Annotated in this window: 20 protein-coding genes and 1 tRNA gene; 12 read left to right on the forward strand and 9 right to left on the reverse strand. The window is 71.1% G+C overall.

Features of this window, described 5'->3' with window-relative positions; translation table 11 throughout:
• Nucleotides 1-49: 49 nt before the first annotated feature.
• Nucleotides 50-889: a hypothetical protein gene (locus ACWGUG_RS11320; RefSeq protein WP_452324712.1), complete on the forward strand. Its 840-nt coding sequence runs from the start codon at nucleotides 50-52 to the stop codon at nucleotides 887-889.
• 131 nt (nucleotides 890-1,020) lie between these two features.
• Here ACWGUG_RS11320 and ACWGUG_RS11325 read toward each other — a convergent pair.
• Both ACWGUG_RS11325 and ACWGUG_RS11330 read right to left on the reverse strand, forming a co-directional pair.
• A tRNA-Arg gene (locus tag ACWGUG_RS11325) sits at nucleotides 1,021-1,093 on the reverse strand.
• A 121-nt stretch (nucleotides 1,094-1,214) separates the two neighbouring features.
• Nucleotides 1,215-1,841, reverse strand: a complete 627-nt coding sequence (locus tag ACWGUG_RS11330) for an asparagine synthase (RefSeq protein ID WP_336394692.1) — start codon at nucleotides 1,839-1,841, stop codon at nucleotides 1,215-1,217.
• A 200-nt stretch (nucleotides 1,842-2,041) separates the two neighbouring features.
• Between ACWGUG_RS11330 and ACWGUG_RS11335 the strand changes: the two genes are divergently transcribed.
• Nucleotides 2,042-2,230: a hypothetical protein gene (locus ACWGUG_RS11335; RefSeq protein ID WP_452324713.1), complete on the forward strand. Its 189-nt coding sequence runs from the start codon at nucleotides 2,042-2,044 to the stop codon at nucleotides 2,228-2,230.
• Between the two features lie 66 nt (nucleotides 2,231-2,296).
• Here the strand turns inward: ACWGUG_RS11335 and ACWGUG_RS11340 are convergent, their stop codons facing one another.
• The 5 genes from ACWGUG_RS11340 to ACWGUG_RS11360 form a co-directional block, all read right to left on the reverse strand.
• Nucleotides 2,297-3,241: an aldose 1-epimerase family protein gene (locus ACWGUG_RS11340; RefSeq protein WP_452324714.1), complete on the reverse strand. Its 945-nt coding sequence runs from the start codon at nucleotides 3,239-3,241 to the stop codon at nucleotides 2,297-2,299.
• 85 nt (nucleotides 3,242-3,326) lie between these two features.
• Complete coding sequence (araA, locus tag ACWGUG_RS11345; protein ID WP_452324715.1) at nucleotides 3,327-4,838, reverse strand: L-arabinose isomerase; 1,512 nt, start codon at nucleotides 4,836-4,838, stop codon at nucleotides 3,327-3,329.
• A gap of 17 nt (nucleotides 4,839-4,855) precedes the next feature.
• Nucleotides 4,856-6,469 carry a xylulokinase gene (locus ACWGUG_RS11350; RefSeq protein WP_452324716.1) on the reverse strand — a complete coding sequence of 538 codons (1,614 nt, stop codon included), beginning with the start codon at nucleotides 6,467-6,469 and terminating at the stop codon, nucleotides 4,856-4,858.
• On the reverse strand, nucleotides 6,466-7,248 hold the full coding sequence (locus ACWGUG_RS11355; protein WP_336394687.1) for an L-ribulose-5-phosphate 4-epimerase: 783 nt from the start codon (nucleotides 7,246-7,248) through the stop codon (nucleotides 6,466-6,468). Before ACWGUG_RS11355 ends, ACWGUG_RS11350 begins: the two co-directional genes overlap by 4 nt.
• A gap of 94 nt (nucleotides 7,249-7,342) precedes the next feature.
• Entirely contained in the window at nucleotides 7,343-8,344 is a 1,002-nt protein-coding gene (locus ACWGUG_RS11360) for a LacI family DNA-binding transcriptional regulator (RefSeq protein WP_452324717.1), read from the reverse strand.
• Between the two features lie 283 nt (nucleotides 8,345-8,627).
• Here ACWGUG_RS11360 and ACWGUG_RS11365 point away from each other — a divergent pair, with 283 nt between their 5' ends.
• The 9 genes from ACWGUG_RS11365 (at nucleotide 8,628) to ACWGUG_RS11405 (ending at nucleotide 18,404) form a co-directional block, all read left to right on the forward strand.
• Nucleotides 8,628-9,617, forward strand: a complete 990-nt coding sequence (locus ACWGUG_RS11365) for an ABC transporter substrate-binding protein (protein WP_452324718.1) — start codon at nucleotides 8,628-8,630, stop codon at nucleotides 9,615-9,617.
• Nucleotides 9,618-9,727: 110 nt separating this feature from the next.
• Complete coding sequence (locus ACWGUG_RS11370; RefSeq protein WP_452324719.1) at nucleotides 9,728-11,263, forward strand: sugar ABC transporter ATP-binding protein; 1,536 nt, start codon at nucleotides 9,728-9,730, stop codon at nucleotides 11,261-11,263.
• Nucleotides 11,260-12,309 (forward strand): ABC transporter permease, encoded by a 1,050-nt coding sequence (locus tag ACWGUG_RS11375; RefSeq protein WP_336394683.1) that lies wholly within the window; start codon nucleotides 11,260-11,262, stop codon nucleotides 12,307-12,309. Before ACWGUG_RS11370 ends, ACWGUG_RS11375 begins: the two co-directional genes overlap by 4 nt.
• On the forward strand, nucleotides 12,306-13,325 hold the full coding sequence (locus tag ACWGUG_RS11380) for an ABC transporter permease subunit (protein WP_336394682.1): 1,020 nt from the start codon (nucleotides 12,306-12,308) through the stop codon (nucleotides 13,323-13,325). The genes ACWGUG_RS11375 and ACWGUG_RS11380 overlap by 4 nt, the downstream gene beginning before the upstream one ends.
• A gap of 59 nt (nucleotides 13,326-13,384) precedes the next feature.
• Nucleotides 13,385-14,902: a sugar ABC transporter ATP-binding protein gene (locus ACWGUG_RS11385; protein WP_336394681.1), complete on the forward strand. Its 1,518-nt coding sequence runs from the start codon at nucleotides 13,385-13,387 to the stop codon at nucleotides 14,900-14,902.
• The gene (locus ACWGUG_RS11390) at nucleotides 14,895-15,929 is read left to right on the forward strand and encodes a LacI family DNA-binding transcriptional regulator (protein ID WP_378883744.1); all 1,035 of its coding nucleotides are present in this window, start codon (nucleotides 14,895-14,897) and stop codon (nucleotides 15,927-15,929) included. The genes ACWGUG_RS11385 and ACWGUG_RS11390 overlap by 8 nt, the downstream gene beginning before the upstream one ends.
• Nucleotides 15,930-15,964: 35 nt before the next feature.
• Entirely contained in the window at nucleotides 15,965-16,906 is a 942-nt protein-coding gene (locus ACWGUG_RS11395) for an oxygenase MpaB family protein (RefSeq protein ID WP_452324720.1), read from the forward strand.
• Between the two features lie 53 nt (nucleotides 16,907-16,959).
• Nucleotides 16,960-17,811 (forward strand): NAD-dependent epimerase/dehydratase family protein, encoded by an 852-nt coding sequence (locus ACWGUG_RS11400; RefSeq protein WP_336394678.1) that lies wholly within the window; start codon nucleotides 16,960-16,962, stop codon nucleotides 17,809-17,811.
• Nucleotides 17,808-18,404: a DnaJ family domain-containing protein gene (locus ACWGUG_RS11405; RefSeq protein WP_452324721.1), complete on the forward strand. Its 597-nt coding sequence runs from the start codon at nucleotides 17,808-17,810 to the stop codon at nucleotides 18,402-18,404. Before ACWGUG_RS11400 ends, ACWGUG_RS11405 begins: the two co-directional genes overlap by 4 nt.
• A gap of 25 nt (nucleotides 18,405-18,429) precedes the next feature.
• Here the strand turns inward: ACWGUG_RS11405 and ACWGUG_RS11410 are convergent, their stop codons facing one another.
• The gene (locus ACWGUG_RS11410; protein WP_452324722.1) at nucleotides 18,430-18,720 is read right to left on the reverse strand and encodes a DUF4287 domain-containing protein; all 291 of its coding nucleotides are present in this window, start codon (nucleotides 18,718-18,720) and stop codon (nucleotides 18,430-18,432) included.
• Nucleotides 18,721-18,733: 13 nt separating this feature from the next.
• Nucleotides 18,734-19,117, reverse strand: a complete 384-nt coding sequence (locus tag ACWGUG_RS11415; protein ID WP_336394675.1) for a cupin domain-containing protein — start codon at nucleotides 19,115-19,117, stop codon at nucleotides 18,734-18,736.
• 71 nt (nucleotides 19,118-19,188) lie between these two features.
• Between ACWGUG_RS11415 and ACWGUG_RS11420 the strand changes: the two genes are divergently transcribed.
• Nucleotides 19,189-20,178 (forward strand): ArsR/SmtB family transcription factor, encoded by a 990-nt coding sequence (locus ACWGUG_RS11420; protein ID WP_336394674.1) that lies wholly within the window; start codon nucleotides 19,189-19,191, stop codon nucleotides 20,176-20,178.
• The last annotated feature ends 75 nt before the right edge of the window (nucleotides 20,179-20,253 follow it).

The following is a 20,253-nucleotide window of genomic DNA, read 5'->3' on the forward strand; positions in this document are numbered from 1 at the left end:
GGCACGATGCATCGTGAACCGTCTCGGCCCGATCCGGACACTACTTGGTATGAGCGCAGACAACGAGATCATCAAGCGGTCGACCGACATCCCTTCCGCCGCTGCCGAACCATTCGAGGGAAACGGGAAGGTCGTCGGGGCGTTCCCCGCCTGGCGGGTCGGCGCGGACGCGGCGCAATCGAATGCCTTCGAGGCCTACGCGGACTTCCCTCGAGCTTCGGGAGACGCCGTGGCAACCATCGACCGGCACGCGGTACGCACCGTGTCCGCCCTCGCAGGCGTGGCGCTCCTCGTCGTGGCGCTCGCCGCCTGCGCGAAGCCACCCGAGGCTTCCGTCAGCACCCCGCCGACCGCATCCAGCCCACCTCCGCCGAGGGGGACTCCTTCTTCGTCTGCCGCCCCTTCTGACGATGGGGCGACCGCCCTGGTGCTTCCGGGAGCGTGCGCAGACATCTACTCCGACGCGATGTTCGCCCACCTGACAGCCACGGCGCCGCCGCTCAACGATCCCCTGCATACCACGCCGTCCACGGAGCTGGCGGCCGGCCGGGAGGTACTCGAAGAGGCCCCGACTCTCCGGTGCACCTGGGGCGGGGCATCCGAGTACGGACTCTCGACCAACGTCACCATGGTGGATTCGGGGCAATCGACATCAGTCGCGCAGGCCGCCGTCGAGTCCGGGATGACGTGCAAGCAGCACGCCGAGGGCACGATCTGCCGGACCCGGGAGGACGTCTTCGTCGACGGGGAACTCTACGCCACCGTGGGAGAGACGCACTACTTCCGGGATACCGGCTGGGTCGCCACGCACTGGACCAACTTCGCGCCGGACGGTTACACGGAAGACATCGTCGCCACGTTGTGGCCGTCACTCGCGCCGACCGAGTAATCAACCGCGCGGCGCCGACGCTCGATCGTCGGATCCTGACTCCGTCGCCGCCAACCCGGCGATGGACCGCAGGAACAAGAAGAGCGCCGGCGAACCGGCGCTCTTCTCGAGGTCACTGTCTCAACACAGTGCGCGCCCGAAGGGACTCGAACCCCTAACCTTCTGATCCGTAGTCAGATGCTCTATCCATTGAGCTACGGGCGCATGTCGTTCGCAGCAGCGCACAACGTCGTCAAGAATACCTCACGGCCACCCACGGCGCGAATCGGCGGGAGGATGCCGGATTCCCGGGCGTGTCCGCCCCTCGCCGGCCGTCGCGCTGGCGTCAGGAGTCGAGCTCGCTGGCGTCGATGCCGGAGATGCGCGGAGAGGGAGTCGGGGTCGGGCCGGAGGGCGCGGCATCCGTCTTCGCATCCTGATGGCGCTTGTGGGACGCCAGACGCGGGAGGTCGACCAGGCGGATCGACTGCATGCGCGCGGCCCGCATGCGGTCGTAGTCGGGGTCGAGCTCTGGTCGCATGCCCTCGACGCGCAGCCTTCGCTGGAGGTTGGCCTCGACGTCGCCCCAGGCGGCGTCGCGGGACTGCTCGATGAGCGTGCGCACCACGTGCGGGTCGTCGGCCATGCGACGCAGCGCGTGGGCGACGCCGGCGTACTGACGGCCCCTCCGGCGCAGGTTGCGGGTGTCGCGGTCGCGGTAGTCGTGCGTGCCGTCGGGGTCGGTGAACTTGCCCCAGGCCTTCTTGCGCTGGCTCCTCACGAGCGCGGCCGCCTGGTCCTGCTCGTCGGCCAGCGCGATCAGCGTCTCGTGGGCGAACGGCGTGAACGTCGCCACGTCGAACGGCGCGTCGTGTGCGATCGTCTCGACGAGGATCCGGTTGCGGATGGCCAGCCGAGCGGCGGCGGACGCGATGGACACCCCTTCGGCGATCGCCTCTGCGGTCTTGCCCATCGCACCTCCCTCGAAAAGGCTAGCGTCCGCCGGGCGTTCGCGAGTCCGGAAGAACGAGAGGCCGCGGGCGACGACGTCGACTCCCCTGCGCTGCCGCTCTAGCGGACCCGGGCCGGGGAATCAAGGCCCCCCTCTGAAAGCGGGGGTCCCACGTAGCGTCGGAGTCACATCCCTCTCGAGAGGAGTGACCGATGGGATTCATGGATGACGCCAAAGAGACGGCCGAGGCCGTCGGCGAAAAGGTCAAGCGTGGATTCGAAGACACGACAGATCGCATCGGCGACAAGGTCGACGAGATGAAGGCGGATGCCGAGGTTCGCAAAGCCGAGCGCGAGCGAGACTCGGTGAAGACGCGCAACGACATCAAGGAAGACCTGCGGGACAACTGACCCGCACCTGAAGAAGGCGGAGCCGCCCGGGGGGCCGGCTCCGCCTTCGTCATGTCACGGCAGAGATCAGTCGATCGCGGCGATGCGCCAGGACGCGGTGACGGATGCCGCCGGCTCGATCTCGATGAGACCGGCGTCGTAGTCGTACGACGAGGCGTTGAAGGCATCCGGTGCGCACGTCATCGGCTCGACGGCGAGCCCGAGACGGCTCTGCGCCGGGTCGGGCTTGTCGGCGGTGTGCACCTGCACCCAGGGGCACGTGGCATCCCACGTCATCTGCACGCCGGAGCCGGCGGCATCCGTCACGCGAACCGTGGCGTAGCCGTCGGCATCGCGGATCAGTCCGGAGTACGCGTGGTCGATCTCGGCGGAGCCGATGACCCGCGGCGAGCGGAAGTCGAACCGCTCGGGGTCGTCGGCGTCCACCGCGACCAGGCCGGTGGGGATGAGGCGGTCGGGGGTGACTGCGAGCACCTGAGCGGCGGGCAGCTCGAGAGTCCAGCCGTCGACGCGACCGTCCCCGGCAACGAGGTACGGGTGCGGCCCGGTCCCCCAGGGCGCCGGCTGCTCGCTCTCGTTGAGGGCGGTGACCGACTGCGTGAGGCCGTCAGGACCCAGCGAGAACGTCGTCGTGATGACCAGGCGCCACGGGTAGAACGTCTGCGGCTGGATGACGGCGGCGAGCGTCACGTGGTCGCGCCCCTTGTCGACGGCCTCGAAGTCGAGCCACGTCGCCAGGCCGTGCAGCGCGTGCGAGCGCGCCGGCTCAGTGAGGGGCAGCTGGAAGTCGCGGCCGCCGAACGAGTAGGTGCCGTCGACCACGCGGTTGGGCCACGGTGCGAGGGTCGCACCTCGATGCGCCGGACGCACCTCGTCGGCCTCGAACGGCACGACGAGGTCGCGGCCCCGGTAGGTGAGCGAGCGCAGCGTCGCACCGACGCTCGCGACGACGGCCTCGTAGTCACCCGCACGCAGCGCGTGCTGGGTTCCGGAAGCGGGGGGACGTGCCATGTGGGCTCCTTGCGGAAGGGGGGCGGATGCCGCCAACCAGAGTAGCGGCGAGGTTCGGGGCGCTCGAAACCGGGGATTACGAAGGTCAGAGCCCCTGGGCGAGGCGGTAGTACGCCTGGTTCCAGCGCAGCTCGCGCTGGAAGCCGCGCACGGTGGTGTCCTCGTCGATGACGACGAGCTCGGTGGCGGCGATGTCGGCGAAGTCGCGGAACACCTCGATGCCGACCGCGGTGGTCATCACGGTGTGGTGTGCGGCGCCGGCGGCGAGCCAGCAGGCGGCGCTGGTGGCGAAGTCCGGTGCCGGCTTCCACACCGCCCGGCCCACGGGGAGCTTGGGCAGGTCGGGGGCGTCGACGTTCTCGACGACGTTGGCGACGAGGCGGAACCGGTCGCGCATGTCGCTCATCGCGACGACGAGCGCGGGGCCGGGGTCGGCGGTGAAGACCAGGCGCACCGGGTCGTCCTTGCCGCCGATGCCGAGCGCGTGCACCTCCAGACGCGGCTTCGCGGTGGTCAGCGACGGCGAGACCTCGAGCATGTGCGCGCCGAGGATCTTCTCGTCTCCGGCGACGAGGTCGTAGGTGTAGTCCTCCATCAGACTCGCCCCGCCGGGGAGGCCCGCGCCCATGACGTTGGCGATCCGGACGAGGATCGCGGTCTTCCAGTCGCCCTCGGCCCCGAACCCGTACCCCTCGGCCATGAGCCGTTGCACCGCCAGGCCCGGCAGCTGCTTCAGCGCGCCGAGGTCCTCGAACGACGTGGTGAACGCGCCGAAGCCGCCCTCCTCGAGGAACGACCGCAGGCCGAGCTCGATGGCGGCGCCGTCGCGCAGCGACTGGTGGCGGTCGCCGTCGGGCCGCAGCTCGGCCGCGACGTCGTACTCATCGAGGTAGACCTGCACCAGCGCGTCGACGTCCGCGTCGGTCTGGGCCTCCACGGCGGCGACGAGCTCGTTCACGCCCCACGTGTTCACCTGCACCCCGAACCGCAGCTCCGCCTCGGTCTTGTCGCCCTCGGTCACCGCGACGTAGCGCATGTTGTCGCCGAAGCGGGCGAGCTTGAGCGACCGCGACGCCGCCCAGCCCGCGGCGGCGCGCTGCCAGTCCTCCACCTGCTGCCGCACCGCCGGGTTGGAGACGTGACCCACGACCGTCTTGCGCGCCACACCCAGACGGGTCTGGATGTACCCGAACTCGCGGTCGCCGTGCGCGGCCTGGTTCAGATTCATGAAGTCGAAGTCGATGTCGGCCCACGGCAGCTCCACGTTCGCCTGCGTGTGCAGGTGCAGCAGCGGCTTGCGGAGTGCGTCGAGTCCCGCGATCCACATCTTCGCCGGGCTGAACGTGTGCATCCACGCCACGACGCCGATGACGTCGTCGCGGGCGTTGACGTCGAGGGCGAGGCGGCGGATCGAGTCCGAGTCCTTCAGAACCGGCTTCCACACGACCTTGACCGGGAGGCCGGCCAGACCCTCGGCCACGGCCTGGGACTGCTCCGCGACCTGGCGCAGGGTCTCTTCGCCGTAGAGGTTCTGGCTGCCGGTGACGAACCAGACCTCGTAGGTGTCGAGCGAGGTGGACAGGGGCGTGCGGGTCATCGTTGTTCCTTCGGGTTTCAGAGAGCGGTGACCGCGGCGGCTTCGACGGCGAGGCCGGCTCGGTAGCGGTCGAGGTAGGCGGCGAACCCGGCGACGTCGGCGGGTTCCGGGTCGGCGGTCTCGACGGCGGCGTCGGCGAAGACCCGCGCGTCGAGATAGGACGACAGCGAGATGACGGATGCCTCGGCCGAGGCATCCGCGCTCGCCACCGCCCGCGCGTACGCGGCCAGCACGGCGATCCCCCACGCGCCGCCTTCGGAGGCGGTGTCGCCGACCGAGACGGGAGCGCCGAGCGCGCCCGCGAGGAAGCGCTGCGCGACGCCCGCGGTGCGGAACATGCCGCCGTGCGCGAACATGCGGTCGAGGCCGACCCCTTCGTCCTCGAGCACGCGCATGCCCAACGCCAGCGTGCCGAAGACGCCGTAGAGGTGCGCGCGCATCGCATTCGCCAGCGTGAGTCGACTGTCGGGCGTGCGCACGAACAGCGGACGCCCCTCGGCGAGCCCGGCGATCGGCTCGCCGGCGAGGTGGTTGTAGGCCAGCAGCCCGCCGGCATCGGCTTCGCCTTCGAGCGCCTCGCGGAAGAGCGTCTCGTACACGGCGTCGTCGGCGAGCGGGCGACCGGACGCCTCGGCGAACCGCGCGAACATCCCCGCCCAGGCGGCGAGCTCGCTGGCGCCGTTGTTGCAGTGGACCATGGCCACCGCATCGCCGGAGGGGGTCGTCACGAGGTCGAGCTCGTGGTGCACGCGCTCGAGCGGCCGCTCGAGCACGACCATCGCGAAGATGCTCGTGCCCGCACTGACGTTGCCGGTCCGCGGGGCGACGGCGTTGGTCGCGACCATGCCGGTCCCGGCGTCGCCTTCGGGGGCGCAGAACGGGATGCCGGGGCGCAGCGCTCCGGACGGGTCGAGCAGCGCCGCCCCTTCGGCCGTCAGCGCGCCGGCGGCTTCTCCGGCGACGCGGATCTCGGGCAGGAGCTCCGCGACGCCGGCCACCGGCAGACGACCGGCGGCGAGGTCGTCGTAGCGTGCGAGCAGCGCGGTGTCGTAGCCGGATGTCCCGGCGCCGATCGGGAACATCCCCGAGGCGTCTCCGACGCCGAGCACCTTCTCGCCCGTCAGCTTCCAGTGGACGTAGCCGGCGAGTGTGGTGGCGAACCGGAGGGCGGGGACATGCGCCTCGCCGTCGATGACCGCCTGGTGCAGGTGTGCGATCGACCACCTCAGCGGGATGTTCACGCCGAACGCCTCGGTGAGCTCCGCCGCCGCGGCGCCGGTGTTCGTGTTGCGCCACGTGCGGAACGGCACGAGAAGCGCCCCCGCCTCGTCGAAGGCGAGGTAGCCGTGCATCATCGCCGAGACGCCGATAGCCCCGAACGTCCCGGGCGCCACGCCGTGGCGCTGCCGGGCGTCGGAGACGAGCTCGGCGTACGCGTCCTGCAGCCCCGACCAGACCTCGTCGAGCGAATAGGTCCACAGGCCCGACTCGTAGCGGTTCTCCCACGCGTGCGAGCCCACGGCGAGCACGTTCGCCGGGTCGTCGGCATCCACGAGGCACGCCTTGATGCGGGTCGAGCCCAGTTCGATGCCGAGCGCCGTGCGCCCGGCCCGGATCGCGTCCGCGCTCACCGGCCGGCCTCTTCCGCACCGTCGTCGGCACCGCTGCGACGCTCGTCCGAGCTCTGGCCGTAGACGTTCTGGTACCGGTCGTAGAGGCGGTCGATGGCCTCCTGCGGGATGGGGATGAGCGGGCCGGCCTCGCGGGCGTAGTGCACCGTGCGGGCGACGTCCTCGACCATGACGGCGGCCTTGACGGCGTCCTTCGCCGACACCCCGATCGTGAACGGTCCGTGGTTCTGCATCAGCACGGCGCGCGAGCGGTGTCCGGTGAGGGTCTCGACGATGCCGCGGCCGATGGAGTCGTCGCCGATGATGGCGAACGGCCCGACCGGGACGGGCCCACCGAACTCGTCGGCCATCGCGGTGATGACGCAGGGGATCTCCTCGCCGCGCGCGGCCCACGCCACCGCGAACGTCGAGTGGGTGTGCACGACTCCCCCGACCTCGGGCATGTGCCGGTAGACGTACGCGTGCGCGGCGGTGTCGCTCGACGGGCTGCGGTCGCTCCCCGGCGTTCCGGGGATGACGTCACCGTCGAGGTCGCAGAGGATCATGTTCTCCGGCGCGAGGTCGTCGTACGAGACGCCGGACGGCTTGATGACGAACAGGTCGGCTCCGGGCACGCGTCCCGACACGTTCCCGCCCGTCCACACGATCAGGCCGTATCGCACGAGCTCGGCGTGGAGCGCCGCCACCTCGGCACGGACGGCGGCGATGGATGCCTCCACCTCGGCGGAGAACGAGGGCGGCGGCGTCGCCGGGTCGGGGCTGGTCACGGGGTCCTCCATCGGGTCTCGTGTCGAGAAGTGGGGCAGAGCATCGCCCGGGACGCCATGTTACCGGTAACACCGACGATTCGCACCGGTGGTTCGACGCCCGCGTTCAGCGGGGCGGCGCCGTGGACGCCCGGACGACCAGCCGCGGGGGCGCGACCGCCGGCGCCGGTGCGCCGAGCACCTCGGCGACGGCACGGCGGGCCTCGCCGGCGAGGTCGAGCCCGACCGTGGTGAGCGCGGGGCGATAGAACGCGGCATCCGGGTTGTCGTCGAATCCGGCGACGCTCACGTCGCCCGGGACGTCCAGCTGTGCGTGGCGCAGGCCCGCGATGAGCCCCAGGGCCATCTGGTCGTTGGCCACCGCGATGGCCGTCGGCCCCTCGGATGCGCTGACCGCTGCGGCCACCTCGCCCGCGATCGCCGCGCCGGCCGCGGCGGTCCAGTCACCGCTCCATCGCCGGCCGGGCTCGATCCCCGCCTCGGCCAGCGCCCGCAGCGCGCCGGCCTCGCGAGAACGGGCCTCGAGCCAGTCGTCGGGACCGGCGACGCGTGCGATGCGCCGGTGGCCGAGGGCGAGCAGGTGCGTCACGGCGAGCGCCGCCCCCGCCTCCTGCGGGGAGGCGCCCTGCCCGGAGTGCAGTGCCGCGACGGCGATCCCGGCGTGCGCGTCCACCAGCGCGGGCAGCGTCGCGGCGTGCGGGGCCAGGACGATGAGCCCGTCGACCCCCTGCCCGAGCAGGCGATCGGCCGCGTCGCGGACGGATGCCTCGTCCGAGGCATCCGCGTATGCCGTCGCGATCCACCGCCCGGACTCGCGTGCGGCCGCCTCCAGCGCGGCGATGCCGACGGCCGGCCCGTACAGCGTCGCATCGGACGCGATCACCCCGAGGGTGCGCGTGGTGCGCGTGCCGAGCGCCCGGGCGGCGTTGTTGACGCGGTACCCGAGATCGGCGATGGCGCGCAGGACGCGGTCCCGGGTCTCGGGCCGGATGTTCGGCTGCTCGTTGATGACGCGCGACACCGTCTGCGTCGAGACCCCCGCCGCGCGGGCGACGTCGCGCACGCCCACACGGCTGGACGACGGGGCACTCGCTCGCGGCTCGCTCATCGCGCTCACCCTATCCGCCTCGCCGCGCGGGCAGCCGCTGCCGCCGGTCGCGCGCCCAGCACCCTTTGCGACAGATGTTATCCCTCACTTCAACCGTTGCGCGAGGCTGTCCGGCCGGAGACGCATCTCATGCGCGGCTCTCGCGTTATGGAACTGTTACCGCTAACATCTTGCCAGCGACCGGAATGTGAGGGCTAACATCTCCAGCGTCGGAGTCGCACAGCAGCGACCCGCATCACAACGAGCCGGCAGCGATGCCGGACCAGAACGAGGAGGTTTTGGAATGAGCAGGAACAAGCTTCTCGCCGGGTTCGCGCTACTGGGGGCCCTGGCCCTCACCGCGACCGGCTGCGCGAGCGGAGACGCTGACGGGGGCGACGCCGGGAGCGGCGGCGACGAGGTCATCACCGTCGGCTTCGCCCAGACCGGTTCGGAGTCGGGCTGGCGCTCGGCGAACACCGAGTCGATGAAGGAGGCCTTCTCGGCCGACAACGGCTTCGAGCTGGTCTTCAACGCGGCAGACAACGACACCGCTGCCCAGATCGCCGCCGTGCGCGATTTCATCAACCAGGGCGTCGACGCCATCGTCATCGCGCCGATCGTGGAGGACGGCTGGGACGACGTGCTGCAGGAGGCGGCGGATGCCGGCATCCCGGTTGTCCTCGAGGACCGCACCGTCTCGGCGCCCGACGACCTCTACGCGAGCTGGGTCGGCCTGGACTTCAAGAAGGAAGGCGTCATGGCCGGGGAGTGGGCGGCCGAGACGTTCGGCGACACCCCGACGAAGATGGTCGTGCTCGAGGGCACGACGGGATCGGCCCCCGCCAACGACCGCGCGGCGGGCTTCGACGAGGCCGTCGAAGGAACGGCGATCGAGAAGATCGACTCGCAGACGGGCGACTTCACCCGCGACGGCGGGAAGACCGTCATGGAGGGCTTCCTCCAGAAGTACGGCGCCGACGGCATCGACCTGGTCTATGCGCACAACGACGACATGGCGCTCGGCGCGATCGAGGCCATCGAGGCGGCGGGGGCAGAACCCGGCGTCGACATCCAGATCGTGTCGATCGATGCCGTCAAGGACGGCATGCAGGCGCTCGTCGACGGGAAGATCAACTTCATCGTCGAATGCAACCCCCTGCTCGGCGACCTGGCGGCGGGACTCGTCAAGGACGTGCTCGCCGGCGAGGAGGTCGAGAAGGAGGTCTACGTCGAAGACCAGACCTTCACCCAGGAGCAGGCCGCCGAGGTCATCGACAGCCGTCCCTACTGATCGCCGGCGCATCGATCCTGTACCAAGGTAGGTCGAGAGCACCCCGCCGGGCGGCCCACGGGCCCCCGGCGGCGTGCCGACGATGAAGCCCGGAAAGGCAGCTGAGTCACATGTCCGCGGACACCGCAGTCCCGCCGGTCGTCGAGATGACCGGGATCACCATCCGATTCCCCGGTGTGCTCGCACTGGACGGCGTCGATTTCTCGCTGCGCCCCGGCGAGGTCCACTCGCTCATGGGCGAGAACGGCGCAGGGAAGTCGACTCTCATCAAGGCCCTCACGGGGGTGTACCCGGTGGATGCCGGCGAGATCGTCGTCGGCGGGCGGCCGCGCCGATTCACCAGCACGGCCGACGCGCAGGACGCCGGGATCTCCACGGTGTATCAGGAGGTCAACCTCTGCGCGAACCTCTCCGTGGGAGAGAACGTGATGCTCGGCCACGAGCCGCGCACGGCCACCGGCATCGACTGGAAGGCCGCACATCGGCGGGCAGCCGACCAGCTGGAGAGCCTGGGGCTGAACCTCGACACCCGCTCCGCGCTGTCGAGCCATTCCATCGCCATCCAGCAGCTGATCGCGATCGCGCGCGCCATGGTGCTCGACGCGAAGGTCCTCATCCTGGATGAGCCGACGTCGAGCCTGGACCGCGGCGAGGTGGAGCAGCTGTTCGACGTGGTGCGGGAGCTGCGCGCCAAGGGTGTCGCGATCCTCTTCGTCAGCCACTTCCTCGACCAGATCTACGAGATCTCCGACCGCATCACCGTCCTGCGCAACGGGCGCCTCGTCGGCGAGTACGCGGTCGACGAGCTTCCGCGGGGCGAACTGGTCAGCAGGATGATCGGCCGCGAGCTCGACGAGCTCGCCGCGCTCTCCTCGGTGGCCGATCGCTCCATCGATCGCTCGGCGACCCCGGTGCTGCGCGCGACCGGTGTCGGCAGACGCGGGTCGCTCGAACCGGTCGACATCGAGGTGTACGAGGGAGAGGTCGTCGGCGTCGCGGGCCTGCTCGGATCCGGGCGGACGGAGCTGGTCCGACTCCTCTACGGAGCCGACCGCGCCGAGAGCGGCCGGATCGAGGTGAACGGCCGCCCGGCGAAGCACGCCACCCCGCGGCACGCCATCGAGAATCGGATCGCGTTCTCGTCGGAGAACCGCCGCGCCGAAGGCATCATCTCCGACCTGACGGTGGCGGAGAACATCGTGCTCGGCATCCAGGCCCGCCGCGGCGCGATGCGACGGATCCCCCAGAGCGAGGCGGATGCCATCGTCGCGGAGTACATCGCGGCCCTCGGCGTGCGCCCGGCCGATCCCGACATGCCCGCGGGGAACCTCTCCGGCGGCAACCAGCAGAAGGTCCTGCTCGCCCGGTGGCTCGCCACGGCGCCGGAGCTGATCGTCCTGGACGAGCCCACGCGGGGCATCGACGTCGGCGCCAAGGCCGACATCCAGCGCAAGGTCGCCGAGCTGAGCGCCCGAGGACTCTCCGTCATCTTCATCTCGTCGGAGCTCGAAGAGGTGCTGCGGATCGCGCAGCGCATCGTCGTGATGCGCGACCGGCGCAAGATCGGGGAGCTCGACAGCCGCGAGGTGGATCTCGACGGACTCATCGACTACATCGCCCACCAGACCGAGGAGAGCGCCGCATGAGAGCGATCATGAAGCACCGGCTGTTCTGGCCGGCGGCCGCGCTGGTGATCCTGATCGCGATCAACGCGATCGCGCGGCCGCAGTTCATCCTGGTGACCGTCCGGGACGGCGAGCTGTACGGGGCGCTCATCGACATCCTGCGCAACAGTGCGCCGCTGATGCTCGTGGCCCTGGGCATGACGATCGTGATCGCCACGCGCGGCATCGACCTCTCCGTCGGCGCCATCATGGCGGTCTCCGGCGCGGTCGCGCTGACCATCATCGACGCCTCGCCGGACCCGGGCGATCTCGGCACGGTGCTCGTCGCCCTGCTGGTGTCCCTCGCGGTCGCGCTGGTGCTCGGCGTGTGGAACGGGTTCCTCGTCGCGGTCGTCGGCATCCAGCCGATCATCGCCACCCTCGTGCTGATGCTCGCCGGACGCGGGGTTGCCCTGCTGATCACGGAGGGATTCATCACGACGGTGAACAGCGAGCCGTATGAGTTCATCGCCACCGGCTACCTGCTCGCCCTGCCCTTCGCGTTCCTGATCTGGGTCGCGGCCGTCGCCGTGACAGGCCTCATGGAGCGGCGCACCGCGCTCGGCGTCTTGACGGAGGCCGTGGGCATCAATCCCGAGGCGAGCCGGCTGGCCGGCGTCCGCGCGCGCGGCATCGTGTTCGGCGCGTACGTGGTCAGCGGCCTGCTCGCCGGCATCGCCGGTGTCATCTACAGCTCCAACATCCGCGCAGCGGATGCGAACGCGGCAGGCCTCTTCATCGAGCTCTACGCGATCCTCGCGGTGGTGCTCGGCGGCACCTCTCTCATGGGAGGCAAGTTCACGATCGCCGGGACGGTCATCGGCGTGCTCACGATCCAGACCCTGGAGGCGACCATCCTGTTCCTCGGCGTGCCCTCCGCGCAGAGCCCCGTGTTCTTCGCCATCGTCGTCATCGTCGTCGTCCTCGTGCAGTCCCCGCGCCTTCATCGCTGGGCACGGGGGGCGCTGCGCGCGGCGCGCGCCCGCAACAGATCCGCGGCCGACGACCGGACGGGGGTCACGTCATGACCCGGAGCCTCGAGATGACGGCGCGTCGCACGGCGACCCCGTCGCGCTACGCCACCTTCATGAGCCGGCACGCCTCGCTGATGCCGACCTTCGCCGCCGTCGCGATCCTCCTCGTGCTGCTCGTCGGCGCGCAGTCCCGCTTCCCGCGCTTCCTCAGCCCCGGGAACATCTCCGCGCTGCTCCTGGACAACGCCTATCTCGTGGTGCTGGCCGTCGGCCTGACCTTCGTGATCCTCACCGGCGGCATCGACCTGTCGGTGGGATCGGTCATGGCCTTCACCGGCATCCTGGGAGCCAGCCTGCTCTCGCAGGGGGTGCCGGCGGCGATCGCGGTGCCGATCATGCTCGTCGCGGGAGCCGCCATCGGCCTGCTGATCGGCGTCCTCGTGCAGTACTTCGACGTCCAGCCCTTCATCGCGTCGCTCGCGGGCCTGTTCCTCGCCCGCGGCCTGGCCTTCGTGGTGAGCCTCTCGTCCATCCGCGTGGAGGATCCGGCGGTCCTGTGGCTGCAGCGCACGCGCTTCAGCCTCGGCGGGTGGTACATCACGCCGACCGGGATCATCGCGCTGGCCACGGTCGCGGTCGCATTCGTGGTGCTGCTCTGGACGCGCTTCGGCCGCACCGTCTACGCGATCGGCGGGAACGAACAGTCCGCGCGACTCATGGGCCTGAGCGTCGCCCGCACGAAGATCGTGGTCTACGTGGTCAGCGGCGTCTGCGGCGGACTGGCCGGCCTGCTGCTCACGGCCTACTCCGGCGCCGGATACCCCCGCAACGGCATCGGCACCGAGCTCGACGCGATCGCGGCCGTGGTCATCGGAGGCACGCTGCTCACCGGCGGCACCGGCTATGTGCTCGGCTCGCTGATCGGCGTCTTGGTCTACGGCACGATCAAGAAGCTGATCTCGTTCATGGGCGCCGAGCAGGCGTGGACGCAGATCATCATCGGGGCGCTGCTGCTGGTGTTCATCGTGGTGCAGCGGGTGATCGTCGCACGCTCGCAGCGCCGAAGATAGGCGGTGACACCACGTCCGCGCACAGCGGTCGCGCCCCTCTCCGCCGGGATAATGGCCTGATGGAGATGGCGCGGCCGCTGCTGCAGCTCTCCGGGGCGACGGTGCGCTTCGGAGCGGATGCCGCGATCGACGGCGTCGACTTCCGGCTGTTCCCCGGCGAGGTCCATTCACTGATGGGCGAGAACGGCGCCGGGAAGTCGACCCTCATCAAGGCGATCACGGGCGCCCTTCCGCTCGACGCCGGCGTGCTGACGCTGGGCGGCGAGGTGATGCGCTTCTCCTCGCCGCACGACGCCCAGCGCGCCGGGATCAGCACGGTCTACCAGGAGATCGACCTTCTCCCCAACGTGTCGGTGGCCGAGAACATCGCGCTCGGCCGGGAGCCGCGCAGAGCCGGGGCGATCGACTGGCGCCGCATGCGCCGCGAGGCCCACGATGCGCTGGCCGACCTCGGCCTCGACATCGACCCGGCGTCGCGGCTCGGCACGCACTCGCTCGCGGTGCAGCAGCTGGTCGCGATCGCGCGGGCGATCTCCGCCGACGTGCGCGTGCTCGTGCTGGACGAGCCGACGTCGAGCCTCGACCTGGACGAGGTCGCCGAGCTGTTCCGCGTCGTGCGCGATCTGAAGCAGCGCGGTGTCGCGATCCTGTTCGTGTCGCACTTCCTCGATCAGGTCTACGAGCTCTGCGATCGCGTCACGGTGCTGCGTGACGGCCGGTTCATCGGCGAGTACCTCACCCGGGAACTGCTGCGCATCGACCTCGTGCAGGCCATGCTGGGCCGGAGCGCCGCCGCCCTCACCGCCGCGCCCCGCGCGGAGGGCGCGCTCGAGGAGCGGCATCCGTCCCTCACCGCGCGAGGCGTCTCGGCCGGCGCGGGCATCCGCGACGCGGACGTCGAGCTGCACGAGGGCGACGTCCTCGGCGTGGCCGGGCTCCTCGGCTCGGGACGGACCGAGCTGGCGCGCGCGATCACGGGCATCGACCGGATCGACAGCGGCGTCATCCGCATCGAGGGGTCCGGCAAGGCTCCGACCGGCCCCCGCTCGGCGATGTCGCTCGGCGTGGTCTACTCCTCCGAGAACCGCCGGACGGAGGGCATCATCAGCGAACTGAGCGTGCTCGAGAACATCACGCTGGCCCTGCAGGCCGACCGCGGGATGATGCGTCGCATCCCGCCGGCGCGGCAGCGCGAGCTGGCGGCGAGCTGGGTCGAGGCGCTCGACATCCGGCCGCCGGATCTCGATCGCCCCGCCGGCACGCTGTCCGGGGGCAACCAGCAGAAGGTGCTGCTCGCGCGCCTGCTCGCCCTCTCGCCCCGCGTGCTCGTGCTCGACGAGCCGACACGCGGGATCGACGTCGGAGCGAAGGTCGAGATCCAGAACCTGGTCGGGGAGATGGCGGCCAACGGGCTCTCGGTGATGTTCATCTCGGCGGAGCTCGAAGAGGTGCTGCGCGTCGGGCACCGGGTCGCCATCCTGCGCGACGGGCGCATCGTCGACACGCTGCCGTCCGACTCGCTGACCGTCGACTCCCTGCTCGCGCTCGTGGCCCGACCGGAAGAGCTCGATGACTGACCCGCGGGTGACGGCCGACGACGGATCCACGCGGGCCGCGAACATCTTCGACGTCGCCCGCCTCGCCGGCGTGTCGCACCAGACGGTGTCGCGCGTGATCAACGACCTGCCCAACGTGCGCCCGGCGACCCGAGCGCGCGTGGAGCAGGCCATCGCGCAGCTGCGCTACAGCCCCTCCCCTGCCGCCCGCGCCCTGGTCACCCGCCGGACGCGCACCATCGGCCTGGTCACGCCGGGCGTGCCGGACTACGGCCCCACGTCGATCGCGACCCACTTCAACTTCGCCGCCCGCGCCGCGCGGTACAGCGTCGACACGGTCAGCGCCGTGGATCCGGACCCCGCCGCGATCAAGGGCGTGGTGGAGGGGCTGCTGCGGCAGCGGGTCGACGCGATCGTGCTCATCGTCGTCGACATCGGGGTTCTCGAGGTGGTGCGCGGCCTGGATCTGAGCATTCCGCTCGTCGCGGCGACGGCCACCGCCCGGCGCAGCCCCCACATCGTCTCGATCGACCAGTACCGCGGGGCGAGGTCGGCCGTGCGCCATCTCGCGGAGCTGGGCCACACCCGCATCCTCCACCTCGCCGGCCCCACCCGCGCACCCGATGCGCTGGAGCGCATCCGCGGGTGGCGCGACGAGCTGGCCGAGCGTCGGCTTCAGATCGTCGAGCCCCGGCACGGCGACTGGTCGGCAGCCAGCGGGCATCGGGTGGGCCTGGACCTCGACATCACGGCGGGATCGGCCGTTTTCGTGGGGAACGACCACATGGCGATCGGGCTCATGTCGGCGCTGCGGGAGCGAGGGCTGCGCGTGCCCGAGGACGTGAGCGTCGTGGGCTTCGACGACGTGCCCGAAGCGGGCTATCTCTACCCGCCGCTGACCACCGTCCGGCAGGACTTCGGCACGCTCGGCGAGCTGATCATGCAGAAGGTGCTGATCGCGGTGGAGGAGCCCGACAGCGTCACCGAGGACACCCCGATTCCGACGCACCTCATCATCCGGGAGTCCACCCGGGCGCCGTCCGCGTGAGCCCTCACCGCCGCGGGCCGTGGCACGCTGGAGCCATGCGCGCACGATCTCGGACCGCCGGCCGGCAGACGCTCCGCGCCCGGCTGCTGACGGCGCTCTCGGGCGATCCCGACGGCACGCCGGCGTGGGTGCGCGCCCTCGCCGACGGCGACGATGCGGGCTGGTTCGCGGACGGCGGCGCGGTGTGGACCGTGCACGCGGGAACGGGGACGTTCGTCGCCGGCATCCGTGCCCTGCTCCTCCAGGCGCTGCATCCGGGAGCGATGGCGGGCGTCCACGACTTCTCGCGCTACCGGGACGACCCCATCGGGCGCCTGACCGGCACAGTGCGGTGGATCATCTGCGTCACCTACGGATCGACCGCGCAGGCCGCCCGCGAGACGGGCCGCGTCGCGCGGCTGCACGAGCGCGTGCAGGGCTCGTACGAGTCGGCGTCGGGCACGCGATCGTACTCGGCGGCGGACGCCGATCTCGTCGACTGGGTGCACCTCGCCTTCACCGAGGCGTTCCTCGGCGCGCACGAGCGCTGGGGCGGCCCGATCCCGGGCGGGCCGGACGCGTACGTCCGCGAGTGGGCGCAGGCCGGTCGGCTCATGGGGCTCGACGACCCGCCGCTCACCGAGGCCGATCTGCACGCCCGCATGGGGGGCTACCTCGCGCGCGGCGAGCTGCGCCGGGACGAACGCGTGGACGACGTCGTGCGGTTCCTCAGACGCGCGCCCTTCACCGGCATGATGCGCATCGCGTACCGGGTGCTGTTCGCCGCAGCGGTGGCGAGCCTTCCCGTCCGGTACCGGCGCCTGCTCGGCCTGCGACGCACACCGCTGCCGGTCGTGACGGCGACGCGCCTCGTGCTGGCGGTCTCGGCGCGGGCGCTCGCCCGCGGTCCCCGCGCACAGGACTTCGCCCGCGACCGCCTGCGGCGTCTCGCCGGCGAGGAGTCGACGACTGCCGCCGCCCGGACCCCCGCTCCCTGACCGACTCGCTCCCATCCGCCCCGGTGGCACGCGGCGCATGGCACTCTGGGTGCATGCGTATCGCCCTCACCGGATCATCCGGAAAGCTCGGCTCGGTCGTCGCCCGCGAACTCCGCGCGGCGGGCTACGACGTCATCGGGATCGACGTCGTCGGCTCGCGCGGGCCCGACTTCGTGCAGGTCGATCTGACCGACTACGGCCAGGTCGTCGACGCCCTCGCCGGGGTGAACGACCGCCACGACGGATTCGACGCCGTGGTGCACCTGGGTGCGATCCCCGCCCCCGGCATCCGCTCGGATGTGGCGACGTTCCACAACAACATGAATGCGACGTTCAACGTGTTCTGGGCAGCCGTGCGGCTCGGCATCCGTCGCATCGTGTACGCGTCGAGCGAGACGGTGCTGGGTCTGCCCTTCGACGTGCCGCCGCCCTACATCCCGGTCGACGAGGAGTATCCGCCGCGCCCGGAGTCGGTGTACTCGCTCGTGAAGACCCTCGAAGAGCGCATGGCCGTCGAGCTCGTGCGCTGGCACCCGGACCTGTCGATCACCGGCCTGCGGTTCTCGAACGTGATGGTCCCCGAGGACTACGCGGAGTTCCCGTCGTACGACGACGACGCCCGCAAGCGCAAGTGGAACCTCTGGGGCTACATCGACGCGCGCGACGGGGCGCAGGCCGTGCAGCGCGCGCTCGAGGTGGCCCCGCCCGGGTTCGAGACGTACATCATCGCGGCCGCCGACACCGTGATGTCCCGCCCGAACGCCGAGCTCGTCGCCGAAGTGTTCCCCGGCGTGCAGACGCGCGAGTTCGCGGAGCACGACACGCTGCTCTCCATCGACAAGGCCCGCCGGCTGCTCGGCTACGAGCCCCGGCACTCCTGGCGGGACCACATCCCGGGATCATGACCGAGGGGCCCCGCGAAGCCGCAGAGCGCTACCGCTTCGAGAAGTGGCAGCGCGAGCACGGCCTCCTGCCCGACGAGGCCGAGGCGACGGATGCCACAGGTCAGCGGTCCGCGGCGACGCGGGCGTATTCGGCCGCCGACCGGGCGGCGGTCGTCGAGACCGCGATCCAGCAGGCGATCCGCCGGGGCGAGTTCGATGACCTGCCGGGCGCCGGCAAGCCGATCCCCGGGCTCGGCGAGAGCCATGACCCGGACTGGTGGATCCGCCGCAAGATCGAGACCGAGAAGCTCACGGGTCTCGGGCCCCCGGCTCTCACCCTGCGCGTGGAGAACGTCGAGCTGGACGACCGGCTCGACGAGCTGGCACGCGAGCAGGACGTGCGCGAGGCGGTCGAGGACTTCAACCGCCGCGTGATCGAAGCGCGCCGTCAGCTGCTCGGCGGTCCGCCTGTCGTCACCCCCACGCGCGACGTCGAGGCCGAGGTGGCCGCGTGGCGCGAGCGTCGCGACGCCCGCCTGGCGCGCTCCGAGGGGGTAGCGGATGCCGCGCCCGTGCGCCGTCATCCGTGGTGGCGTCGGCGGGGTCGCGAGTAGCGCTCCCCCGCCGGGCGCGGCGCGGTCAGCCGTTCGGGTTCGTGGCCATGCCGTCGAGCCAGAGGGTGTTCGACGGGTCCGAGTGCGTCGTGTCGGTGCCGACGTGCTTGTCGCTGATCTGCGGTCCCTTGGTGATCACGTGCACCAGGGCCATGGCGTGACCGCGACCCAGACCGTAGTCGGCCGCGAGCCACTCGACGATGGGCGTGGCCTTTGTCGTCTCGTCGAAGCCCTTCTCGCGGGCCTTCTCGATGAGCTGCCGCGGGGTGAGGCCCGTCTTCTTCTCGATGTTGTCGAGGTATGCCTGGAACGACATGCGTGCTGTCCTTTCAGCGTCCGGTCGGGATGTCGAGCACTCCGGGAGCATCCTGCCACTCCTGGATGATGCGGTCGGAGGCGTGGATGCAGAGGATCCGCAGCCGTGTCTCACCGCAGTTCTTGAACCCGTGCCACTCCCCCGCGGGTGCGGTCGCGGTGTCGCCGGCCACGGCGTGGCTGACCTTGCCGGCGATCATGAGACGCGCCTCGCCCTCGAGCACGACCCACGTCTCGGCATAGGGATGGCGGTGGATGTCGGGACCCTGGCCGGGCTCGTTGTCGACGAAGAAGTACGACACCGCCGCGCCGTGCTCGGCGCCGACGAACATGCGGTTGCGGCCGGCTCCGACGCGCAGGTCGGCGGCGCCGACCACGGCGGGAATCGTGGTGCTCATGGGGTGCTCCGTTCTGGTCAGCAGGTGCTTTCAGCATCGTCATCCGCAGCCGCGCCCCCTAGAGTTTCGATGTGGATCGAAAGTTCGTCGACTTCGTGCTCGCGCCGGACGATCTCACCGCCATCCGATTCGGCGTCTCGCCGGGCCACGAGCTGTGCCATGCCGTGCGAGCGCTGCTGCGTCCCGACGAGCACCCTTTGCAGTGGGGCTGGCTGCGCACGACCCGCGGCGCGGTGCCGCGCGAGCACTTCGAGGTGCTCGCGCTCCTGATCAGGGAGGACGGGTACTTCCCCGACTTCCTCACGACGACGCCCTCCTGGGAGCTGACGCCCGATGCCGAGGCCGAGCGGCTCCGCGCCATCGACGACGAGCGGTTCCGCGTGGACATGACGAAGGTGCTGGTGCGCACGGACGGCGCGCGCAGGGTGGCGGTGCAGCACATGCTCGATCAGCCGGATCGCGCACGGGAGATGATCGCGCAGGCCTGGCTGGAGGTGTGGAATTCCGCCGTCGCGCCGGTGTGGCCCCAGCTGGAGCGCCTGCTGCGCGCCGATATCGCCGTGCGCTCGCGCCGGATCGCGGAGAGCGGCATCGGCGCGATGATCCAGACGCTCCACGATCGAGTCCAGTGGAGCGACGGCATGGTCCGCGTCACGATGCGCATCTGGAGCGAGGTGGTCGACTGCCGCGGCAGCGGACTCGTGCTCGTGCCGTCGGTGATGGGATCCACGGGCTGCAACGTGCTCACCGAGCCGCCCGCGCAGCCGACGCTCTTCTACCCCGCGCACGGGGTCACCGCGACCTGGGCGCGGGACGCGTCCGACGCGACGGCGGCCCTCGGCGCGCTGCTGGGACCTGCCCGCGCGCGGATCCTGCTCGAGGCGCACGAACCCCGGACGACCTCGCAGATCGCGCGGGACACCGCCGTGGCCCTCTCCACCGCTTCCCACCACCTCACCGTGCTGCGCGACGCGGGTCTCGTCGCGAGCTCGCGGGACGGCGCACGGGTGCTGCACCGACGCACCCCGCTCGGCGAGGCGATGGTCGGCGCGGCGCTCTGACCCGGTCGGTCTCGGTGGTTTGGGGCGCGTGCCGGGCGTTCGGGGCGCACGGCGTGCGCCCCGAACGTCCGCAGC

The sequence above is a fragment of the Microbacterium sp. NPDC055455 genome, assembly GCF_053619935.1.

Bases quoted from the DNA above. Each gene is read 5' to 3' on its own strand.
- ACWGUG_RS11405 (WP_452324721.1), top strand. From the start codon at position 17,808: ATGACCGAGGGGCCCCGCGAAGCCGCAGAGCGCTACCGCTTCGAGAAG.
- ACWGUG_RS11390 (WP_378883744.1), top strand. From the start codon at position 14,895: ATGACTGACCCGCGGGTGACGGCCGACGACGGATCCACGCGGGCCGCG.
- ACWGUG_RS11365 (WP_452324718.1), top strand. From the start codon at position 8,628: ATGAGCAGGAACAAGCTTCTCGCCGGGTTCGCGCTACTGGGGGCCCTG.
- ACWGUG_RS11410 (WP_452324722.1), bottom strand. From the start codon at position 18,720: ATGTCGTTCCAGGCATACCTCGACAACATCGAGAAGAAGACGGGCCTC.
- araA (WP_452324715.1), bottom strand. From the start codon at position 4,838: ATGACCCGCACGCCCCTGTCCACCTCGCTCGACACCTACGAGGTCTGG.
- ACWGUG_RS11400 (WP_336394678.1), top strand. From the start codon at position 16,960: ATGCGTATCGCCCTCACCGGATCATCCGGAAAGCTCGGCTCGGTCGTC.
- ACWGUG_RS11335 (WP_452324713.1), top strand. From the start codon at position 2,042: ATGGATGACGCCAAAGAGACGGCCGAGGCCGTCGGCGAAAAGGTCAAG.
- ACWGUG_RS11375 (WP_336394683.1), top strand. From the start codon at position 11,260: ATGAGAGCGATCATGAAGCACCGGCTGTTCTGGCCGGCGGCCGCGCTG.
- ACWGUG_RS11360 (WP_452324717.1), bottom strand. From the start codon at position 8,344: ATGAGCGAGCCGCGAGCGAGTGCCCCGTCGTCCAGCCGTGTGGGCGTG.
- ACWGUG_RS11330 (WP_336394692.1), bottom strand. From the start codon at position 1,841: ATGGGCAAGACCGCAGAGGCGATCGCCGAAGGGGTGTCCATCGCGTCC.
- ACWGUG_RS11320 (WP_452324712.1), top strand. From the start codon at position 50: ATGAGCGCAGACAACGAGATCATCAAGCGGTCGACCGACATCCCTTCC.
- ACWGUG_RS11370 (WP_452324719.1), top strand. From the start codon at position 9,728: ATGTCCGCGGACACCGCAGTCCCGCCGGTCGTCGAGATGACCGGGATC.
- ACWGUG_RS11355 (WP_336394687.1), bottom strand. From the start codon at position 7,248: ATGGAGGACCCCGTGACCAGCCCCGACCCGGCGACGCCGCCGCCCTCG.
- ACWGUG_RS11385 (WP_336394681.1), top strand. From the start codon at position 13,385: ATGGAGATGGCGCGGCCGCTGCTGCAGCTCTCCGGGGCGACGGTGCGC.
- ACWGUG_RS11380 (WP_336394682.1), top strand. From the start codon at position 12,306: ATGACCCGGAGCCTCGAGATGACGGCGCGTCGCACGGCGACCCCGTCG.
- ACWGUG_RS11340 (WP_452324714.1), bottom strand. From the start codon at position 3,241: ATGGCACGTCCCCCCGCTTCCGGAACCCAGCACGCGCTGCGTGCGGGT.
- ACWGUG_RS11395 (WP_452324720.1), top strand. From the start codon at position 15,965: ATGCGCGCACGATCTCGGACCGCCGGCCGGCAGACGCTCCGCGCCCGG.
- ACWGUG_RS11415 (WP_336394675.1), bottom strand. From the start codon at position 19,117: ATGAGCACCACGATTCCCGCCGTGGTCGGCGCCGCCGACCTGCGCGTC.